At 72.5% G+C, this 18,215-nt stretch carries 18 protein-coding genes; 7 read left to right on the forward strand and 11 right to left on the reverse strand.

Translation table 11 applies throughout. The features are described from left to right. Nucleotides 1-33 precede the first annotated feature (33 nt). The gene (locus ACIPFH_RS36295; protein WP_401833479.1) at nucleotides 34-1,287 is read right to left on the reverse strand and encodes a histidine kinase; all 1,254 of its coding nucleotides are present in this window, start codon (nucleotides 1,285-1,287) and stop codon (nucleotides 34-36) included. A gap of 317 nt (nucleotides 1,288-1,604) precedes the next feature. Continuing rightward, on the reverse strand, nucleotides 1,605-2,297 hold the full coding sequence (locus ACIPFH_RS36300) for a TetR/AcrR family transcriptional regulator (protein ID WP_401833482.1): 693 nt from the start codon (nucleotides 2,295-2,297) through the stop codon (nucleotides 1,605-1,607). Between the two features lie 153 nt (nucleotides 2,298-2,450). On the opposite strand from ACIPFH_RS36300, the gene ACIPFH_RS36305 reads away from it, so the two are divergent. Next, nucleotides 2,451-2,906, forward strand: a complete 456-nt coding sequence (locus ACIPFH_RS36305; RefSeq protein ID WP_401833485.1) for a nitroreductase family deazaflavin-dependent oxidoreductase — start codon at nucleotides 2,451-2,453, stop codon at nucleotides 2,904-2,906. 15 nt (nucleotides 2,907-2,921) lie between these two features. Here the strand turns inward: ACIPFH_RS36305 and ACIPFH_RS36310 are convergent, their stop codons facing one another. Further along, nucleotides 2,922-4,205, reverse strand: a complete 1,284-nt coding sequence (locus ACIPFH_RS36310; protein WP_401833486.1) for a geranylgeranyl reductase family protein — start codon at nucleotides 4,203-4,205, stop codon at nucleotides 2,922-2,924. 193 nt (nucleotides 4,206-4,398) lie between these two features. Here ACIPFH_RS36310 and ACIPFH_RS36315 point away from each other — a divergent pair, with 193 nt between their 5' ends. After that, nucleotides 4,399-5,754: a dipeptidase gene (locus tag ACIPFH_RS36315; RefSeq protein ID WP_401833489.1), complete on the forward strand. Its 1,356-nt coding sequence runs from the start codon at nucleotides 4,399-4,401 to the stop codon at nucleotides 5,752-5,754. A 596-nt stretch (nucleotides 5,755-6,350) separates the two neighbouring features. On the opposite strand, the gene ACIPFH_RS36320 is transcribed toward ACIPFH_RS36315, so the two are convergent. Beyond that, nucleotides 6,351-7,394 carry an NUDIX domain-containing protein gene (locus ACIPFH_RS36320; RefSeq protein ID WP_401833491.1) on the reverse strand — a complete coding sequence of 348 codons (1,044 nt, stop codon included), beginning with the start codon at nucleotides 7,392-7,394 and terminating at the stop codon, nucleotides 6,351-6,353. A gap of 149 nt (nucleotides 7,395-7,543) precedes the next feature. Further along, nucleotides 7,544-7,738: a hypothetical protein gene (locus ACIPFH_RS36325; protein WP_401833494.1), complete on the reverse strand. Its 195-nt coding sequence runs from the start codon at nucleotides 7,736-7,738 to the stop codon at nucleotides 7,544-7,546. A 118-nt stretch (nucleotides 7,739-7,856) separates the two neighbouring features. On the opposite strand from ACIPFH_RS36325, the gene ACIPFH_RS36330 reads away from it, so the two are divergent. Next, entirely contained in the window at nucleotides 7,857-8,792 is a 936-nt protein-coding gene (locus ACIPFH_RS36330; RefSeq protein WP_401833496.1) for an ADP-ribosylglycohydrolase family protein, read from the forward strand. A gap of 107 nt (nucleotides 8,793-8,899) precedes the next feature. Here the strand turns inward: ACIPFH_RS36330 and ACIPFH_RS36335 are convergent, their stop codons facing one another. Further along, on the reverse strand, nucleotides 8,900-9,859 hold the full coding sequence (locus ACIPFH_RS36335) for an ROK family protein (RefSeq protein ID WP_401833498.1): 960 nt from the start codon (nucleotides 9,857-9,859) through the stop codon (nucleotides 8,900-8,902). A gap of 233 nt (nucleotides 9,860-10,092) precedes the next feature. Between ACIPFH_RS36335 and ACIPFH_RS36340 the strand changes: the two genes are divergently transcribed. From ACIPFH_RS36340 to ACIPFH_RS36350, 3 genes are all read left to right on the forward strand, one after another. Continuing rightward, nucleotides 10,093-11,130 (forward strand): LacI family DNA-binding transcriptional regulator, encoded by a 1,038-nt coding sequence (locus ACIPFH_RS36340; RefSeq protein ID WP_401833501.1) that lies wholly within the window; start codon nucleotides 10,093-10,095, stop codon nucleotides 11,128-11,130. Nucleotides 11,131-11,137: 7 nt separating this feature from the next. After that, nucleotides 11,138-11,875, forward strand: a complete 738-nt coding sequence (locus ACIPFH_RS36345; RefSeq protein WP_401833504.1) for a hypothetical protein — start codon at nucleotides 11,138-11,140, stop codon at nucleotides 11,873-11,875. 86 nt (nucleotides 11,876-11,961) lie between these two features. Further along, complete coding sequence (locus ACIPFH_RS36350; RefSeq protein ID WP_401833507.1) at nucleotides 11,962-12,351, forward strand: VOC family protein; 390 nt, start codon at nucleotides 11,962-11,964, stop codon at nucleotides 12,349-12,351. Between the two features lie 192 nt (nucleotides 12,352-12,543). On the opposite strand, the gene ACIPFH_RS36355 is transcribed toward ACIPFH_RS36350, so the two are convergent. After that, nucleotides 12,544-13,848 (reverse strand): DUF6986 family protein, encoded by a 1,305-nt coding sequence (locus ACIPFH_RS36355; RefSeq protein WP_401833509.1) that lies wholly within the window; start codon nucleotides 13,846-13,848, stop codon nucleotides 12,544-12,546. Between the two features lie 183 nt (nucleotides 13,849-14,031). Here ACIPFH_RS36355 and ACIPFH_RS36360 point away from each other — a divergent pair, with 183 nt between their 5' ends. Then, nucleotides 14,032-14,955: an endonuclease/exonuclease/phosphatase family protein gene (locus tag ACIPFH_RS36360; protein WP_401833511.1), complete on the forward strand. Its 924-nt coding sequence runs from the start codon at nucleotides 14,032-14,034 to the stop codon at nucleotides 14,953-14,955. Nucleotides 14,956-15,018: 63 nt separating this feature from the next. Here ACIPFH_RS36360 and ACIPFH_RS36365 read toward each other — a convergent pair whose 3' ends face one another. The 4 genes from ACIPFH_RS36365 to ACIPFH_RS36380 all read right to left on the reverse strand — a co-directional run bounded on the left by ACIPFH_RS36365 (nucleotide 15,019) and on the right by ACIPFH_RS36380 (nucleotide 18,170). Continuing rightward, nucleotides 15,019-15,981 (reverse strand): electron transfer flavoprotein subunit alpha/FixB family protein, encoded by a 963-nt coding sequence (locus tag ACIPFH_RS36365; RefSeq protein ID WP_401833514.1) that lies wholly within the window; start codon nucleotides 15,979-15,981, stop codon nucleotides 15,019-15,021. 50 nt (nucleotides 15,982-16,031) lie between these two features. Then, nucleotides 16,032-16,820 carry an electron transfer flavoprotein subunit beta/FixA family protein gene (locus ACIPFH_RS36370; protein WP_401833517.1) on the reverse strand — a complete coding sequence of 263 codons (789 nt, stop codon included), beginning with the start codon at nucleotides 16,818-16,820 and terminating at the stop codon, nucleotides 16,032-16,034. A gap of 218 nt (nucleotides 16,821-17,038) precedes the next feature. Continuing rightward, nucleotides 17,039-17,548: a flavin reductase family protein gene (locus ACIPFH_RS36375; RefSeq protein WP_401833519.1), complete on the reverse strand. Its 510-nt coding sequence runs from the start codon at nucleotides 17,546-17,548 to the stop codon at nucleotides 17,039-17,041. A gap of 208 nt (nucleotides 17,549-17,756) precedes the next feature. Further along, complete coding sequence (locus ACIPFH_RS36380) at nucleotides 17,757-18,170, reverse strand: TlpA family protein disulfide reductase (RefSeq protein WP_401833521.1); 414 nt, start codon at nucleotides 18,168-18,170, stop codon at nucleotides 17,757-17,759. Nucleotides 18,171-18,215 lie beyond the last annotated feature (45 nt).

The raw sequence follows: 18,215 nt of genomic DNA on the forward strand, positions 1-18,215 counted from the left end.
CCGATCCTCCCCCGCTCACCAGTCCTCCACCACTCACCGGCCCTCCCTCGCCCTGGCGGGCAGCACGGCGAGCACTTGGAAGCCGCCGTCGGGCCGCGGTCCCGCCTCGATCGTGCCACCCAGCGCCGCGGCCCGCTCCCGCATTCCGGCGAGACCGTTGCCGCTGCCGCCCGCGTCGGCGCCGGTCGCCGGCCCGTCGTCGTCGATGCGCAACCGCAGCGTGCCGCCGCGCTGATCGAGCCGCACGCTCGCGTGGCGCGAGCCCGAGTGGCGTACGACGTTGGTGAGGGCCTCCTGGACGATCCGGAAGGCGGCGAGGTCGGTGTGGGGCGGCAACCGGGGCGGCCGACCGGCCACATCGACCGTGAGACCGGCGCGCGCCGCCTGTTCCACCAGCTCCGGCAGCCGGTCCAGGCCGGGGGCGGGGGTGCGCGGCGCGTCCCCCGGCGTGCGGAGGCTGTCGAGCACCTGTCGCACCTCGCCCAGCGCCTCCTTGCTGGCGGACTTGATGGTGGTGAGCGCCGTGCGCGCCTGTTCCGGGTCGGAGTCGAGGAGCGCGAGGCCCACGCCCGACTGCACGTTGATCACCGAGAGGCTGTGCGCGAGGACGTCGTGCAGTTCACGGGCGATCCGCAGCCGTTCCTCGTCGGCACGACGGCGGGCGGCCTGCGCGCGCTCGGCCCGGTCACGAGCCCACTGCTCACGCCGGATCCGGGCCAGCTCCGCGATCGCCACGATCGCCACGACCCATCCCGCCAGGACGATCTCCTGCCCGTAGGGGGCGGGGTCGTCGCCGGCGGGCGGCAGCCACCGGTACAACCAGTACGCGACCAGCAGGTGGGCGGCCCACAACAGGCCAAGGGCCGTCCAGGCGGCCTGCCGATGCCCGGCGACGACAGCGGTGAAGCAGGCCACGGCCACGGCCAGGAAGACCGGCCCGTACGGGTAGCCGGCGCCCAGGTAGAGGGCGGCGGCGGACGCCGTGCCGAACACGACGGCCACCGGGTGCCGCTGCCGCCACAGCAGCAGCCCTGCCGCGACCACCAGCAACACGCGCGCGAAGAGGTCGAGCCGGGCCCGCTCGCCCTCCTGTACGTGCGCCGCGAAGGTCGAGCCGACGAGGACGAAGGCGGTGACCAGCACGGTGGACCGCCAGGGCCACCGCACGGCACGCGACTCCATGCCCTCGCCGCCCTCCCGGCCCTCCCAGCGGCGCAGCCAGGGCGGACTGCCGTGCCGCCACCACTGCCCCGGGCCTCCGCGCCCGCGCGTCCGCTCCACGTCCATGCCCGCCACGCTAGACGCCGAGGATCACGTCGGACGTCCACCGGGCGAGGTGATCGGCCCTACTCCCCCGGAAGTACGCGGCACCGCGAGAACCGCCGGTCGCCTCCGGCGGACCGTGGACGTCCCCTCCACGCCGCCCGGCAGGACGGCCGCCCCACGCGGCCGGATCCGGGGCGCCCCCTCGGGCTCCGCCCGGACGGTCACACCGCGAACCCGGCGCGGCGACCGGCGCGGGGCCTGCCGCGGGGCGACGGCGGGTGAGCGGCGCGCGGGGCGACGGCGGGTGAGCGGCGCGCGGCGCTTCTGCGGGACGCGCCCTAGCGCAGCCCCACCTGGTGGGCGAGGCGCGTGACCGCGTACCGGAAGAACAGTTCGCGTTCGTCCACGACGCCCCCGTTGAACTGCCCGAACAATTCGAACCCGACCAGTCCGTACAGCTGGGCCCAAGCGGCCACGAGGGACGCGACCGCGCCCGGCGGGAGGTCGGGGGCGACCTCCGCCGCCATCCGGACCGCCTCGGGGACCAGCTCGTCCGTCAGGAGCGGCACGTCCAGACGGTGTCCCTGGTGCGCGTCCCGCACGATGCCGATGAGGAGCAGGCCGACGCGAGCGGCGGCCGGGAGGGTCGTCGGGGGCGCGCTGTAGCCCGGCACCGGTGTGCCGTAGATCAGCGCGTACTCCTGCGGATGCGCCAGCGCCCAGCCGCGCACCGCCTCGCCCACCGCGACCCAGCGCTCGACGGGCGCGGCGTCGGCGACGGCCGCGTGTGCGCCCTCCGCGCACTCGCCGAGGGAGTCGTAGGCGTCGATGATGAGTGCGGTGAGCAGGTCGTCGCGGCTCGGGAAGTAGCGGTACAGCGCGGAGGAGACCATGCCGAGTTCACGGGCCACGGCTCGCAGCGAGAGCTTGGTGGGGCCCTCGGACGCGAGCTGTCTGCGGGCCTCTTCCTTGATGGCCGCGGTGACTTCGATCCTGGCGCGGGCTCGGGCCCCTCGAACGTTGCTGCTCATGCCCGCCAGTATCCCACCTAAGCAGAGCACTGCCCACAATGGAGAGCGGCGAACAAATTAGAGAGCAATGCTCTTGCGTTGCCACGGCAACCTCGGGCAGACTCGACTCGAGCGAGAGCAGTGCTCACACTTTCCGTTCAGGAGGCAGCAGCCATGTCCACCCACGTGCAGAAGCCCGGCTGGTTCACCGTCAACGTCCTCAACCGTGCCGTGGCCTGGCTGACCCGCCGGGGCCTGAGCGTGTGGGGATCCCGGGTCCTGGCGGTCCGCGGCCGCAAGAGCGGCGAGTGGCGGACCACCCCCGTGAACCTGCTGACCGTGGACGGGCAGCAGTACCTCATCGCGCCGCGCGGCCACGTCCAGTGGACGCACAACATGCGTGCGGCGGGCGGCGGTGAGCTGCGCCTCGGCAAGAACGTGGAGGAGTTCACGGCGACCGAGGTCGCCGACGACGACAAGACGCCGTTGCTGCGGGCCTACCTCAAGCGCTGGAAGGCCGAGGTCGGCGTCTTCTTCAACGGGGTGGGTCCCGACTCTCCCGACACCGAGATGCGCCGTATCGCCCCCGACCACCCGGTGTTCCGGATCACCGTCGTCAACCCACGGTGATCCGTCCCCTTCTGATCAGGAGCCGCTCTCCTCGGTCACCGGCGCGGACTCCCGCTCCGCCGCCTCCTCCTGCCGCCGGTCCAGCGCGGTCAGTGCCCGCTGGGCCATCGGATGCGAGCGGACGAGTTCGCCGAGGGTCGTCCGGCCGCGAGTGATGTCGGTGAACGCCCGCCAGACGGGACGCAGACCGGTGAGGCCGGCGTGGAAGAGTCCGGGACGGCGCTCGAACAGGGCGAGCAGCCGCTTGCCGACGCTCATCTCCACCCCGAGGCCGGCCTTGATCGCGAAGGCGTAGTTCAGGGCCTGGCGGCGGGCGTCCACCGCGTCGTGCGCCTCGCCGATACGGACCGCCCACTCGCCCGCGAGCCGGCCCGAGCGCAGGGCGAAGGAGATGCCCTCGCGGGTCCACGGCTCCAGCAGCCCCGCCGCGTCCCCGCACACGAGTACGCGCCCGCGCGACAGCGGGGAGTCCTCCGCCCGGCAGCGGGTCAGATGGCCGGAGGAGATGCTCGGCTCGAACCCGGCGAGGCCGAGCCGCCCGATGAAGTCCTCCAGGTAGCGCTTGGTGGCGGCGCCCTCGCCCCGGGCCGAGATCACGCCGACCGTCAGCGTGTCCCCCTTGGGGAACACCCAGCCGTAACTGCCGGGCATCGGGCCCCAGTCGATGAGGACACGGCCCTTCCAGTCCTCGGCGACCGTCTCCGGCACCGGGATCTCCGCCTCCAGACCGAGATCCACCTGGTCGAGCTTCACGCCGACATGGGCTCCTATGCGGCTCGCGCTGCCGTCGGCGCCGACCACGGCCCGCGCCAGCAGCGTCTCGCCGCCCTGGAGGACGACCGCGACCGTGCGCCGGTCGGGCACCGCCGAGCCGTGCTGCTCGACCCGCTGGACGGTGACGCCCGTGCGCAGCTCGGCACCAGCCTTCTGGGCGTGCTCGACGAGCTGCTGGTCGAACTCGGGCCGGTTGATCAGCCCGAACAGCATCTGCCGGGAACGACGGGTGCGGGTGAAGCGCCCGTTGTTCGAGAAGGTCACCGCGTGCACCCGGTCGCGGAAGGGCAGTTCGAAGCCGGGTGGCAGTGCGTCGCGGGAGGGGCCGATGATGCCGCCGCCGCACGTCTTGTAGCGCGGCAGCTCCGCCTTCTCGAGCAACAGCACACGCCGTCCCGTGACCGCCGCCGCGTAGGCGGCCGAAGCCCCTGCGGGGCCCGCGCCCACCACGACGACGTCCCATACCTGCCGCGCGTCGTCCGCCGAAGAGTTCTCGTCGTCCGCCGGAGAGTTCTCGCTGCTCACGATGGTCTACTGCTCCTGATCAAGCCGCTTGCCGCACCTGTCCCCCGCATCCTACGGCGGAGATCGCCACGGTCCGCCGTGGGAGGATCGGCGGCGTGGGCGCCCCACATCCCGGCAGGCGCGTACGCTCGCACGGTCACCCGTACGGACCAGTACACACCAGTACAACGTCGCACCCACAAGGAGCGTGCCCATGTCGTCGAATCCGGTCGCCGAGACCGTCGCCTCGCTGCTGCCCAGGGCACGGGCAGAACTCACCGAGCTGGTGGCCTTCAAGTCGGTGGCGGACTTCGACCAGTTCCCCAGGAGCGAGAGCGAGGCCGCCGCGAACTGGATCGCGGACGCGCTGCGCGCCGAGGGCTTCCAGGACGTGGCCCTGCTCGACACCCCGGACGGCACCCAGTCGGTGTACGGCTGCCTGCCCGGCCCCGTCGGTGCCAGGACGGTGCTGCTCTACGCCCACTACGACGTGCAGCCGCCGCTGGACGAGTCGGCCTGGACGACCCCGCCCTTCGAGCTGACCGAGCGCGACGGCCGCTGGTACGGGCGTGGCAGCGCCGACTGCAAGGGCGGCGTCATCATGCACCTGCTCGCGCTGCGCGCCCTTAAGGCGAACGGGGGTGTCCCGGTCGGCGTGAAGGTGATCGTGGAGGGCTCCGAGGAGCAGGGCACGGGTGGTCTGGAGCGGTATGCCGAGCAGCACCCCGGCCTGCTCGAGGCCGACACCATCGTCATCGGCGACGCGGGCAACTTCCGGGTGGGACTGCCGACCGTCACCTCCACCCTGCGCGGTATGACCCTGATGCGGGTGCGGATCGACACCCTCGAGGGCAATCTGCACTCCGGCCAGTTCGGCGGGGCCGCGCCCGACGCGCTGGGCGCTCTGATCCGCGTACTGGACTCGCTGCGCGCCGAGGACGGCTCCACGACCGTCGACGGCCTCACCGACGACACGCGCTGGGAAGGCCTCCAGTACGACGAGGCGCAGTTCCGCCAGGACGCCAAGGTCCTCGACGGCGTCGGCCTCATCGGCTCCGGCACGGTCGCCGACCGCATCTGGACCCGACCGGCCGTCACCGTGCTGGGCATCGACTGCCCGCCGGTCGTCGGCGCCACCCCGTCCGTGCAGGCGAGCGCCCGCGCGCTGATCAGCCTGCGATTTCCGCCGGGCGTGGACACGGCCGAGGCGACGAAGCTGCTCCGGGCCCATCTGGAGGCCCACACCCCGTGGGGCGCGCGGGTGAGCACCGAGCAGATCGGCCAGGGCCAGGCGTTCAGCGCCGACACGACCAGCCCGGCGTACGCGGCGATGGCCGAGGCGATGTCGATCGCCTACCCCGGTCAGAAGATGCAGTACGCGGGCCAGGGTGGTTCCATCCCCCTCTGCAACACCCTCGCCGCCCTCTACCCGCAGGCGGAGATCCTCCTCATCGGCCTGAGCGAGCCGGAGGCGCAGATCCACGCGGTCGACGAGAGCGTGTCTCCCGAGGAGCTGGAGCGGCTGTCGGTGGCGGAGGCCCTGTTCCTGCGCAACTACGCGGCCGGCTGAGCCGCACTGCCGTCGACAGAGGGCCTCGTCCACCGGGCGGGGCCCTCCGCCGACCCCTTCGGGGCCGCCGTCCTTCCCGCACTACGGCACCGGTGACGTCGGCAGACCCCGTTTCGGGGCGTGACAGGGCCGTCCGTGTCCACGGTGACCACGGAGCGGGTGCTGTACCGGGCCGGTATCCGGGCTTCCCGCCGGACGTACCCCTGGCGGGTTGCCCGACGGGCCCGCCCGCTCAACGCCGAACCGGCTGACGTGGACCGGGCGGTGGCCTACCGGGGCGGTGGCCCGGGCCCGCGTGAGCGTTACGGGTTCGCCGGTGCGGAACGCGCTGCCTTCGTGAGTGAGTGCGTAGGTGCGTGTGGGCGTGTACGTGCGTGTGCGCGTGTACGTGCGTGTGCGCGTGTACGTGTATGTGCGCGTGCGGCGAGGGGTTGCGGCCCGAGGAGATACCGGACGGAGCCGCCGCGCTCGTCAGCCGTCAAGCCCCGCGCACCGGGGTGGTGGCGGGTTTCGAGCGGCGGTTCCGGGAGGAGAGCCGGTCGGTTCCCCGCTTCCCCGCGAAGGCGCTACGGCGGGTCTCGTCCCCGCGGCGGCGCTCACTCGGTGGGCACGCCCGCCTCCAGATACAGCGCCGCCCCGCGTTCGCGGGCTCGCAACGCCCAGCGCAGTCGCTCGTAGCGGACCGGCGGCAGGAGACCGGCCGCCTCCTCCTCCGTGACGAATCGCCAGGCCCGCAGTTCGGGGCCGGGCAGCAGCAGCCCCGACACGGCCGCGGAGTCGAGCCGTCCGCCGTCGAAGAGGAGGCGCAGTCCGCCGTAGGCGGGAGGCGTCGGCCGTTCCCAGTCGACGACCAGCAGCCCGGGTAGCTCGTCCAGCCGGATCCCGGTCTCCTCCTCCACCTCGCGCACGCCCGCGCGCGCGGGCGCCTCACCCGGCTCCACCACCCCGCCGGGGAACTCCCAGCCGGGCTTGTACGTCGGGTCCACGAGCAGTACCCGGTCCAGCTCGTCGAAGAGGAGCACCCCGGCGGCCACCGTCTCGGCGGTGGGCTCGGGGGTCTGCACGATGTCGCAGGCGGTCACAGTGCCGCTGCCGACGGCCTCGGCGATCCGGGCGGCCGTCTGGTGCGGAGTGAGGACCCCGTTGTCGACGGGATGGGCGTCGGCGGTGAGCCAGGAGGCGAGGGCTGCCTGGTACGGCTCGATGTGGTCGTACGCCCACTGACGGATCCGCATCTCGCCGTCCGGGAGGTCCGGGGGGACCTCCCGGTCGGCTATTCGCTTGCGCAGGATCGTTTCCGCCGGAGCGAGGAGGACATGCCTGACGGGGATCCGGCGGGCGGCGAGGCCGCCGAAGATCTCGTCGCGGTACTCCTGGCGCAGCAGGGTCATGGGGACCACGAGGGTGCCGCCCAGCTCGGCGAGGAGCGCGGCCGCCGTGTCGATCACGAGCCGACGCCAGATCGGCAGGTCCTGGAAGTCGCCGACCTCGGCGAGACGCTTGGGCGGCAGCAGGCGCGGGAGCGCCGCGCCGATGATCTCGGGGTCGAAGAGCGTGCTGTTCGGGATCAGGTCGATCAATTCCCGTGCGGTGGTGGTCTTCCCCGCACCGAACGCGCCGTTGATCCAGACGACGGTCACGGTTCCCCCTCTTCTGTTGGCCCCCTGAGGCTTGCCCGCTCCACCCTGCCACGGAAACCAGTTCCCGTTGAGGGCGCACGAAGGCCGGGGCGCGGGCACCCTCGCGGTGGGTGCCGGCGCCCCGGCCTTCGCGGTCCGTGTCCGGTCCGTCAGTCGTTCTGCCCCAGGGCGTTGTCGTCGATGGCCAGGCTGTCGCTGGCGACGGTGTGGTCGAGCGTGCTGAGGGTGTCGCCCACGTTCAGTCCGTCCAGGTCGTCTCCGGCCAGGCCGTGCGAGGGAGAGATCGCCGCGACGACGAAGCCGGTGGCGAGGGAGGCGATGGCGAGCATGCTGCGCTTCTTCATGCGGGGATCAACGGCGTCGACGGGCAAGGGGTCACGCGTCACCCGGTAATCCACGCGCGCAGTCGGTCGGCCTGCGGCGAGAATGCCGTGGTCGACGACGGTTCGGAGGAGCTTCACCATGATCGGCCCGCAGTGTGCCCACGCCAGTCTGGACGGTCTCGTGACGGGCGACGCCTTCGGCGACAGCTGGTTCACCCGCTCCGACGAGCCCGCCGAGGAGCTGTGGGCGGCGCGGGAACCGCGTCCCGTGCCGTGGCCGTGGACGGACGACTCGGCGATGGCGTTCGTCCTGTTCGCCCACCTGACGGCGCACGGGGAGGTCCGTCCGGGCGATCTGGCGCGGGAGTTCGCCGCCGAGTACCGCCGCGACCCGGGCCGCAAGTACGGCCCGTCCATGCACCGTGTGCTGCGGCACATCGGCGAGGGCGAGGACTGGCGGGCGGTGACGGCGGGACAGTTCGGCGGACAGGGTTCGTACGGCAACGGCGCCGCGATGCGGGTCGCCCCGCTGGGGGCCTGGTTCCGGGACGACCTCGCGGCGGCCCGCGAGCAGGCCCGGCTGTCCGCGCTGGCCACCCACGCCCATCCCGAGGCGGTGGCGGGCGCGGTGGCCGTGGCGGTCGCCGCCGCGCTCGCCGCCGCCGGCGCGGGTCGGGGCGCCCCGGCGCGCGCCGCGTTCCTGCGGGAGGTCGCCGCGTCCCTGCCGGACAGCGACGTCCGCTCCGGGCTGCTGGTGGCCGCCAGCCTCCCCGAGCACACCTCGGTGCGCCACGCGGCCTCCGTGCTGGGTTCGGGGACGCTGATCTCGGCTCCGGACACGGTTCCGTTCGCGCTCTGGTCCGCCGCGGGACACCTGGACGACCTGCCCGAGGCGCTGTGGCAGACCGTCGGCGGGTGGGGCGACCGCGACACGACCTGCGCCGTCGTGGGAGGCGTCGTCGCGTCCCGGACGGGCACGGACGGTGTCCCCGCCCCGTGGCGGCAGGCACGCGAGGACATCCCGGCCTGGAGCGGCTGGGACGCCGGCCCGGAGGTCCGGCAGGTCACCGGGTGACCTGCCCTGTCCGCGCCCGGTGACCCACGCCCGCCCAGAAACGGTCAGGGGCGCGGGGGCGTACCGGTGCCTGCCGCCCGGTCCTTCAGGCGGGAGGCACGTCCGCGTCAGACCCCGGCGACCGTGGCCCCGGTCCTCGTGCTCGCCGAGAGCGCGGCCGCGGCCGCCCCCACCAGTCCCGCGTCCGTCCCCATCTGCGCGGGTGTCACGGTCAGGCGCTGGACGAAGGAGAGGGTCGCGTAGTCACGGAGTGCACGGCGCAGGGGCGCGAAGAGCACCTCGCCCGCCTTGCCCACGCCTCCGCCGATCACCGCGATGTCGATCTCGACGAGGGTCGCGGTGGCCGCGATACCGGCGGCCAGGGCCTGGGCGGCCCGTTCGAAGGAGGCCACGGCGACCGGGTCGCCCGCGCGGGCGGCGGCGGCCACCGCGGCCGCGGAGGTGTCACCGTCGGGGCCGGGCAGCCAGCCGTTCTCCAGGGCCCGACGGGCGATGTGGGGACCGCTGGCGATGCGTTCCACGCAGCCGCGCCCGCCGCACGGACACGGATCGCCGTCGAGTTCGACGCTGATGTGGCCGATGTGTCCGGCGTTGCCGGTGGGGCCGGGATGCAGCCGGCCGCCCAGGACCAGACCGCCGCCGACGCCGGTGGAGACCACCATGCACAGCGCGTTGTCGTGGCCGCGGGCGGCGCCCTGCCAGTGTTCGGCCGCGGTGATCGCCACACCGTCGCCGATGAGCTCGACCGGGAGGTCTCCGGTCACCGCCCGGACCCGGTCGACCAGCGGATAGTCGCGCCAGCCGGGCACGTTCACCGGGCTGACCGTGCCCGCCGAGGCGTCCACGGGGCCCGCGCTGCCGATACCGACCGCGTGGACGCGCCCCCACAGCGGTGACGCGGTGAGCTCCGCCAGTGCCTCCTCGACGGCCCGCATCACGGCGTCGCCGTGCTCCTGTGCGGGCGTGGGGCGCTGCGCGCGGGCCAGGATCGTGCCGTCGCCGTCCACCAGCGCTCCGGCGATCTTGGTACCGCCGATGTCGAGCGCGGCCACTAGGTCGGTGTGCATCAGTCTGGTTTCTCCCGGTCCACCATGGAAAAGGGCTGGCCGGTCCAGCGGTTGGGGGACGCGGGCCGGAGATTGCGGTGGACAGTGTCTCCCGCATCTGACAACGTTGTCCAGGCTCTATGCTCGACGCCACATCCTCATACAACCCATGGGGCCCACGCACCCCCCTGCGCAACTTCCGCGGACGAACTGCGTGGCCGACCTCCTTGGACGACAGGACAGGACACCGCATCGTGCCCGAGACGCAGCGCCGGCCCGAGAGCCGTTACGGCAATCGTCCCACCATGAAGGACGTCGCCGCTCGCGCCGGAGTCGGCCTCAAGACGGTCTCGCGGGTGGTGAACGGCGAGCCGGGGGTCACGCCCGAGACGGAACGCCGGGTCCAGGAGGCCATCGACGCGCTCGGCTTCCGACGCAACGACAGCGCCCGGGTGCTGCGCAAGGGCAGCACGGCCAGCATCGGCCTGGTCCTGGAGGACCTCGCCGACCCGTTCTACGGTCCGCTCAGCCGCGCGGTGGAGGAGGTCGCCCGGGCCCATGGCGCCCTGCTCATCAACGGCTCCAGCGCCGAGGACCCGGACCGGGAGCAGGAGCTGGCGCTGGCTCTGTGCGCGCGCCGGGTGGACGGCCTGGTGGTGATCCCCGCCGGTGACGACCACCGGTACCTGGAGCCCGAGATCAAGGCGGGCGTCGCCACGGTGTTCGTCGACCGGCCGGCCGGTCTGATCGACGCCGACTGCGTCCTGTCGGACAACTTCGGCGGCGCACGCGAAGGTGTGACCCATCTCGTGGCGCACGGGCACCGCCGGATCGGCTTCATCGGCGACATGCCCCGCATCCACACCGCCGCCGAACGGCTGCGCGGTTACCGCACGGCGATGGAGGACGCGGGCATACCGGTCGAGGACGCCTGGATGTCGCTGGGCGCCACCGATCCCCTGCGGGTGCGCGACGCGGCCGAGGAGATGCTGTCCGGGCCCGCGCCGGTCACGGCGATCTTCTCGGGCAACAACCGGGTGACGGTCACCGTGATCCGGGTCCTCGCCGAGCGGACCCGTCAGGTCGCCCTGGTGGCCTTCGACGACCTGGAGCTCGCCGACCTGCTTCAGCCGGGGGTGACCGTCATCGCCCAGGACGCGGCCACGCTCGGCCGTACCGCCGCCGAGCGCCTGTTCGGGCAGCTGGACGGCTCGTTGATCACACCCGAACGCATCGAACTGCCGACCCGGCTCGTCAAGCGCGGCTCGGGCGAGCTGCCGCCGGCCGACTGAGTCCCCCATGACCGCCCGTCGCGAGAACCGCACGCTCCAGGCGCTGGGTCTGGCCGACGCGCCGCGCGACCACCCGCTGACCTATCCCGGCGCCTGGCCGGCCGGGTCGGGGCTGCTCCACGGGGACGAGCTGCTGCCGCTGGACCGGCTGACGCATCCCGGTCGCACTCCGGTCGTGGCCGTCGGCTCCAACGCGAGCCCCGCCCAACTGCGGCACAAGATGGCCGAGTTCGGGATCGCCTCGCCCATCCCGATGGTGAAGGCCCGGGTGACGGGCATCGGAATCGGCGTCTCGGCACACATCAGCCGTGTCGGTTACGTGTCCGCGTCCCCCATCGATTCGCCCGCCGCCACACGGGAGTTGTTCGTCATCTGGCTGGACGCGGAACAACTCGCCCTGATCGACGCGACGGAACCGAACTACGACCGGGTCCTGCTGCCCGCACCGGGCTTCCGGGTCGAGCTGGAGAACGGCGAGGCCCTCTTCGATGCGTTCGCGTACGTGAATCATCATGGTGTGCTGCACAACGCGGACGGCCGCCCGCGCAGCCATCCCGGGCAGCGTGCCCTGATCACCGAACTCCTGGCGGCATCACCGGCGTTGCGGCAGCTGTTCGGGGACACCCCGGAGGAGTTCTGTGCCCGCGCCCGGGCCGACGCGCGACGGTGCGAGCAAGGTACCCGACTGTTCACGGAAGAGAAGTGGGTGACCGCGTCCGGCCTGGAACACCTGCGCGTCCGTTAGGGTGATCGAACGGCGTCGCGTGTCGGTCACCGACTGGGTGAGGCATGGAGGTGCCCGTGAGTTTGCCTTACGGAGGCATTCCACACATGTCAGTCGAGTTGAACCACACCATCATCCACTCCCGTGACAACCGGGAGTCCGCCGAGTTCCTCGCCCACATCCTGGGACTCGAAGTCGGGGCCGAGTGGGGCCCGTTCGTCCCGGTGGCCACCAGCAACGGCGTCACCCTGGACTTCGCCGCCATCCCGGCGGAGTCGATCGTCATGCAGCACTACGCGTTCCTCGTCTCGGACGAGGAGTTCGACGCCGCCTTCGCCCGGATCGAGCGGGCGGGGATCACGTACTTCGCCGATCCGCACGGCAGGATGCCGGGTGAGATCAACCACCACCACGGCGGCCGGGGCGTGTACTTCATGGATCCCGCCGGGCACGGCATGGAGATCATCACGCGCCCGTACGAGATCCCGCAGCTGTAGTCACCTCCGAGTGGAGGCCGGCGGGGCAGGGGTCGCGCGGCGGCGTCGAGCGGTGCCGGTCCTCGGCGAGGACGCTCCGCCCCTCCGGCCGGCGCCTCCTCGGAGGAGGAGGCGGGCGTCGGGCGCGGTGACGGGGAAGCCGGGGACCGGCCCGCCGAAGGAGAACCCCCGGCGACCGGACCGCACGGAGAGCTACCGCGCGGAGGACGTCAGATCGCCTCGGCGCGGTGCCGCGAAGCCCTCCAGGGACGCCCGGGTGAGCCCGGTCGCGTCGGTCACCTCGGCGAGGTCGAGAGCGCCGCAGTCCAGGCCGCGCAGCAGGTAGCCGCTGAGGGCCTTGGCGGTCGCGGGCTCGTCCATCACGTCGCCGCCCGCCCGGTTGGCGTACCGCGCGAGCCGCTCGGCGGCCTGGGCGAACCCCTCCCGGTAGAAGGCGAAGACGGCCGCGTAGCGGGTGGGGATGTGGCCGGGGTGCATGTCCCAGCCCTGGTAGTAGGCGCGGGACAGGGCGCGGCGGGTCAGGCCGTAGTGCAGGCGCCAGGCGTCATGGACCCGCTCGGTCGGACCGACCGGGAGGACGTTCGTGGAGCCGTCCGAGACCCGTACGCCGGTGCCTGCCGCGGCGACCTGCATGACCGCCTTGGCATGGTCGGCGGCGGGGTGGTCGGCGGCCTGGTAGGCGGCCGAGACGCCGAGGCAGGCGCTGTAGTCGAAGGTGCCGTAGTGGAGGCCGGTGGCCCGGCCCCGGGCCGCCTGGATCATGCGGGCGACCGTCGCGGTGCCGTCGGTCGCGAGGATGGACTGGCTGGTCTCGATCTGGATCTCGAAGCCGAGCCGCCCGGTGTCGAGCCCCCGCGCCTTCTCGAAGGCCTCCAGGAGCCGGACCATCGCGGTGACCTGCTCCGGATACGTCACCTTGGGGAGGGTCAGGAGCAGGCCTTCGGGGAGGCCCCCGCTCTCCATCAGGCCGGTGAGGAAGATGTCGAGCGTGCGGATGCCGCGGTCGCGTACCGCGGCCTCCATGCACTTCATGCGGATGCCCATGTACGGGGCCGCGGTGCCCTTCGTGCGGGCTTGCGCGATCAGCCGGGCCGCCCGGGCGGCCGCCTCGTCCTCCTCGGCGTCCGGGCGGGGCCCGTAGCCGTCCTCGAAGTCGACGCGCAGGTCCTCGATGGGCTCGCGCTCCAGTTTGGCCCGCACGCGCGCGTACACGGGCTCCGCGAGGTCGTCGGACAGGCCGAGGCAGGCGGCGAAGGACTCCGCGTCGGGGGCGTGCTCGTCGAGGGCGGCGAGTGCTCTGTCGCCCCAGGAGCGGATCGTGTCGGCGTCGAAGGCGTCGCCGGGGACGTAGACGGTGTGGACGGGCTGGCGGGTGCCGGGGTCGCCGGGGTAGCGGCGGTCGAGTTCGGCGTCGACCGGGGCGAGGGAGGCGCTGATCTCCTCGCTGACGGCGCCCGCGAGGCTCGTCGTGACCGTCTCCTGCTGGCCCTGACCCATTCCACATCCTCCAGGTTTCCGCTTTACGGAATCAATTATCCGTAGGGCGAAGTTATCCGTGCGGCTTCCCGCAGGTCAACACCCTGTCCACGGCGTGGTCCCTCCCGTTCACCGCCGCACCCGGGCCCTCTTCCGTACAGGGGTTCACACCTTCATCCTGGCTCACGAGACGAAGGGGAACACATGACGGGCAGCAGTGTGCCGACCCGGCGGGCGGGGCTGAGAACCGTGGTGGCCGCCGTGGCCGCCGTCCCCCTGCTCGGCACGGTGAGGGCCTCGGCCGCACGGCACGAGAGCCGAGCACACAGGACGCTTCAGCCGGCGCCCGAGCCCCCGCTCGAGGTGATGACGTTCAACCTCCGTTTCGCGTCCGCCAAGGAGCCCAACAGCTGGGCGGACCGCCGGCCGGTGATGCGCGCGCTGCTGCGCCGGGCGGCCCCGCACGTCATCGGCACCCAGGAGGGCCGGCCGCGGCAACTGCGGGACATCGAGGCCGATCTCGGGCCGCACTACGACTGGATCGGCACCAGCCGCAGCGTGGGCGACGACGAGGCGATGGCCGTCTTCTACGACACGCGCCGGCTCGTCCCGGCCGAGTACCAGCACTTCTGGCTCTCCGACACGCCGCACGTGCGCGGCTCCAACACCTGGGGAGGGGGCCATCCCCGCATGGTCACCTGGGTCCGCTTCCGTGATCTGCGGGCGGCGGGGCGGCAGTTCTGTGTCATCAACACCCATCTGGACAACGCGAGCCAGTACGCGCGGGTGCGCGCCGCCGCCCTGATCGCCGCGCGGATCGCCCGGTTCGACCCCTCGCTGCCGCTGCTGCTGACCGGCGACTTCAACGCCGTCGCTCACGACAGCCCGGTCTACGACACGCTGCTCGCCGCCGGCCTGGTGGACACCTGGGACACGGCACGCGCGCGTGGCGGGGCGTACGCCACGTTCCACGGGTACCGGCCGCTGGTCCCGGGCGGGGACCGTATCGACTGGATCCTGGCGACACCCGGCTTCACGGTCCACCGGGAGTGGACCGACCCGTTCACCGTCGGCGGCCAGTACCCGAGCGATCATCTGCCGGTGCGCGTGTCCTTGAGCCCGGAATGAGCCGAGGCCCCCGTGACCTGCGCGGTCACGGGGGCCTCGGACAGTCCTGCGACTGCTCGGCGATCAGCCCTTGCGGGTGTTGATCTCCTCGGTGAGCTGCGGGACGACGTCGAAGAGGTCGCCGACGACGCCGTAGTCGACGAGGTCGAAGATCGGGGCCTCGGCGTCCTTGTTGACGGCCACGATGGTCTTCGAGGTCTGCATGCCGGCGCGGTGCTGGATGGCGCCGGAGATGCCGTTGGCGATGTAGAGCTGCGGCGAGACGGACTTGCCGGTCTGGCCGACCTGGTTGGTGTGCGGGTACCAGCCGGCGTCGACGGCGGCGCGGGAGGCGCCGACGGCCGCGCCGAGGGAGTCGGCGAGGGACTCGATGATCGCGAAGTTCTCGGCGCCGTTGACGCCACGGCCGCCGGAGACCACGATCGCGGCCTCGGTCAGCTCGGGGCGGCCGGTCGACTCGCGCGGGGTGCGGCCGGTGACCTTGGTGCCGGTGGCCTGGGCGGAGAAGGTCACCGCGAGGGCCTCGACGGCGCCGGCGGCCGGGGCGGCCTCGACGGCGGCCGAGTTCGGCTTGACGGTGATGACCGGGGTGCCCTTGGAGACGCGGGACTTGGTGGTGAAGGACGCGGCGAACACCGACTGGGTGGCCACCGGGCCCTCGGCGCCGGCACCGAGGTCGGTGGCGTCGGTGATGATGCCGGAGCCGATGCGCAGCGCGAGGCGGGCGGCGATCTCCTTGCCCTCGGCGGAGGACGGCACCAGGACGGCGGCCGGGGAGACCGACTCGACGGCGGCCTGGAGCGCGTCGACCTTCGGTACGACGAGGTAGTCGGCGTACTCGGAGGCGTCGTGGGTCAGCACCTTCACGGCGCCGTGCTCGGCCAGCGCGGCGGCGGTGTTCTCGGCGCCCGCGCCGAGGGCGACGGCGACGGGCTCGCCGATGCGGCGGGCCAGCGTCAGCAGCTCAAGCGTGGGCTTGCGGACGGCACCGTCCACGTGGTCGACGAAGACGAGGACTTCAGCCATGGGATTGGTCTCCTGCGAAACGAAGTTGAGGGGCGGTCGGCGAAGGGCCTTTAGATGAACTTCTGGCCCGCGAGGAACTCGGCGAGCTGCTTGCCGCCCTCGCCCTCGTCCTTGACGATCGTGCCCGCGGTGCGGGCCGGACGCGCGGTGGCGCTGTCGACCGCGGTCCAGGCGCCCTCGAGACCGACCTCCTCGGCCTCCAGGTCCAGGTCCGACAGGTCCCAGGACTCGACCGGCTTCTTCTTGGCCGCCATGATGCCCTTGAACGACGGGTAACGCGCCTCGCCCGACTGGTCGGTGACCGACACGACGGCGGGCAGGGAGGCCTCGAGCTGCTCGGAGGCGGCGTCGCCGTCACGGCGGCCCTTGACGGTGCCGTCCTCGACGGAGACCTCGGAGAGCAGGGTGACCTGCGGGACGCCCAGGCGCTCGGCCAGCAGGGCCGGGACGACGCCCATGGTGCCGTCGGTGGAGGCCAGGCCGGAGACGACCAGGTCGTAGCCGGCCTTCTCGATCGCCTTGGCCAGCACGAGCGAGGTGCCGATGGCGTCGGTGCCGTGCAGGTCGTCGTCCTCGACGTGGATGGCCTTGTCGGCACCCATGGAGAGGGCCTTGCGGAGCGCGTCCTTGGCGTCCTCGGGGCCCACCGTCAGGACGGTGATCTCGACGTCGTCGTCGGAGTTCTCGGAGATCTGCAGCGCCTGCTCGACCGCGTACTCGTCGAGCTCGGAGAGCAGACCGTCCACGTCGTCCCGGTCGACGGTCAGGTCATCGGCGAAGTGCCGGTCGCCAGTGGCGTCGGGCACGTACTTCACAGTGACAACGATCCTCAAGCTCACGCCGGCTCTCCTACTGCATCGTCAGTTCTCGGCTGCCTTCTTCCAGGCAGCATAGGCGCCACAAGCGGCCGATCCCGGTCGGGGCGACCCGCGCTCCGACCGAAATATTACTCGTCAGTACACCCAGTTCGTTCCCGCTGAGCAAGCGCTTTGAACTGTGACCTTTGCAACGCAGCGTAATCGGAATTCGACGACTTCGCAGGAGAGCCGGGGGGTGATCAATCCCGCAGGGCGGTGAACCGCCCCTGGTGGTAGAGCAACGGACGGCCCGCACCCTCCGGGTCGCCCAGGACCACCTCGGCCAGCACGATCCGGTGGTCTCCCGCCGGCACCCGCGCGACGACACGGCACACCAGCCACGCGAGCACGTCGTCGAGGACGGGAACGCCGTGCGGACCCCCACGCCAGGCGGTCGGCGCGCCGAAGCGGTCGGCACCGCTCCTGGCGAAGGTGGCGGCCAGTGCCTGCTGGTGTTCGCCGAGTATGTGGACGCCCACGTGCGTGGCCCGGGACAGCGCCGGCCAGCTGGAGGCGCCGGTTCCGATGCCGAAGGAGAGCATCGGGGGTTCCGCCGAGACGGAGCTGAGCGAGGTCGCGGTGAAGCCGACCGGGCCGCTCTCGTCGGAGGCGGTGATCACGGCGACGCCGGCCGCATGCCGCCGGAAGACGGAGCGCAGGAGATCGGGAGAGGCCAGGTGCGGAGAGCCGAGGCCGGGCGTGGCCGTCATGGGGTGGTCCTTCTGCGAGAGGTGGCGAGCCGGTCCGTGGGTGCTCAACGGGCCGGACAGCGCGCGCTCGCGGTACGGACCAGGTCGACGTGCACCCGGCCGTGGAGAAGGAGTTCCTCAGGCATACGGTCAGACTGACGATAGGTGGCATGCGCAGTCAAGTACGTCCCGGCATCCGGGAGACTCCTCACCGCCTCCGGACGGCGGATCACACGGCCTCCCCCAGGGCGGCGATGACGTCCTCCTTGCGGGGCTGGCCGGTGGCACGTCGGACGATGCGGCCGTCGGCGTCGAGCACCAGGACGGTCGGGGTCTTGAGGATGTCGAGGTCGCGGACGAGGTCCAGGTGCGCCTCGGCGTCGATCTCGATGTGGGTCACTCCGGGAACCACGCCGGCCACCTCGCCGAGGACCCGGCGGGTCGCCCGGCAGGGCGCGCAGAAGGCGCTGGAGAACTGTACGAGTGTGGCCCGTTCACCGAGTTCGCCGCCGAGCCGGTCCGCCCCGAGCCGTTTGCCGTCGTCGCGCCCGCGCACCCGCACCCTCCCGCTCCGCCGCCGTTGCAGCACTCCGTAGGCGCTCGCCGCCACGAGCACCGCCACGCACACCACCAGTCCGGTCATCGCACGCTCCAGCGTTCACGAGACTGCAAAGATTCCCGCTCCCAG

The sequence above is a fragment of the Streptomyces sp. NPDC088157 genome (genome assembly GCF_044741545.1).
Taxonomy (GTDB): domain Bacteria; phylum Actinomycetota; class Actinomycetes; order Streptomycetales; family Streptomycetaceae; genus Streptomyces.

Excerpts from the sequence above, each read along its gene's own strand:
- ACIPFH_RS36295 (WP_401833479.1), bottom strand. The coding sequence starts at position 1,287 with ATGGACGTGGAGCGGACGCGCGGGCGCGGAGGCCCGGGGCAGTGGTGG.
- ACIPFH_RS36300 (WP_401833482.1), bottom strand. The coding sequence starts at position 2,297 with ATGAGCAGCAACGTTCGAGGGGCCCGAGCCCGCGCCAGGATCGAAGTC.
- ACIPFH_RS36305 (WP_401833485.1), top strand. The coding sequence starts at position 2,451 with ATGTCCACCCACGTGCAGAAGCCCGGCTGGTTCACCGTCAACGTCCTC.
- ACIPFH_RS36315 (WP_401833489.1), top strand. The coding sequence starts at position 4,399 with ATGTCGTCGAATCCGGTCGCCGAGACCGTCGCCTCGCTGCTGCCCAGG.
- ACIPFH_RS36325 (WP_401833494.1), bottom strand. The coding sequence starts at position 7,738 with ATGAAGAAGCGCAGCATGCTCGCCATCGCCTCCCTCGCCACCGGCTTC.
- ACIPFH_RS36330 (WP_401833496.1), top strand. The coding sequence starts at position 7,857 with ATGATCGGCCCGCAGTGTGCCCACGCCAGTCTGGACGGTCTCGTGACG.
- ACIPFH_RS36335 (WP_401833498.1), bottom strand. The coding sequence starts at position 9,859 with ATGCACACCGACCTAGTGGCCGCGCTCGACATCGGCGGTACCAAGATC.
- ACIPFH_RS36345 (WP_401833504.1), top strand. The coding sequence starts at position 11,138 with ATGACCGCCCGTCGCGAGAACCGCACGCTCCAGGCGCTGGGTCTGGCC.
- ACIPFH_RS36350 (WP_401833507.1), top strand. The coding sequence starts at position 11,962 with ATGTCAGTCGAGTTGAACCACACCATCATCCACTCCCGTGACAACCGG.
- ACIPFH_RS36355 (WP_401833509.1), bottom strand. The coding sequence starts at position 13,848 with ATGGGTCAGGGCCAGCAGGAGACGGTCACGACGAGCCTCGCGGGCGCC.
- ACIPFH_RS36360 (WP_401833511.1), top strand. The coding sequence starts at position 14,032 with ATGACGGGCAGCAGTGTGCCGACCCGGCGGGCGGGGCTGAGAACCGTG.
- ACIPFH_RS36365 (WP_401833514.1), bottom strand. The coding sequence starts at position 15,981 with ATGGCTGAAGTCCTCGTCTTCGTCGACCACGTGGACGGTGCCGTCCGC.
- ACIPFH_RS36375 (WP_401833519.1), bottom strand. The coding sequence starts at position 17,548 with ATGACGGCCACGCCCGGCCTCGGCTCTCCGCACCTGGCCTCTCCCGAT.
- ACIPFH_RS36380 (WP_401833521.1), bottom strand. The coding sequence starts at position 18,170 with ATGACCGGACTGGTGGTGTGCGTGGCGGTGCTCGTGGCGGCGAGCGCC.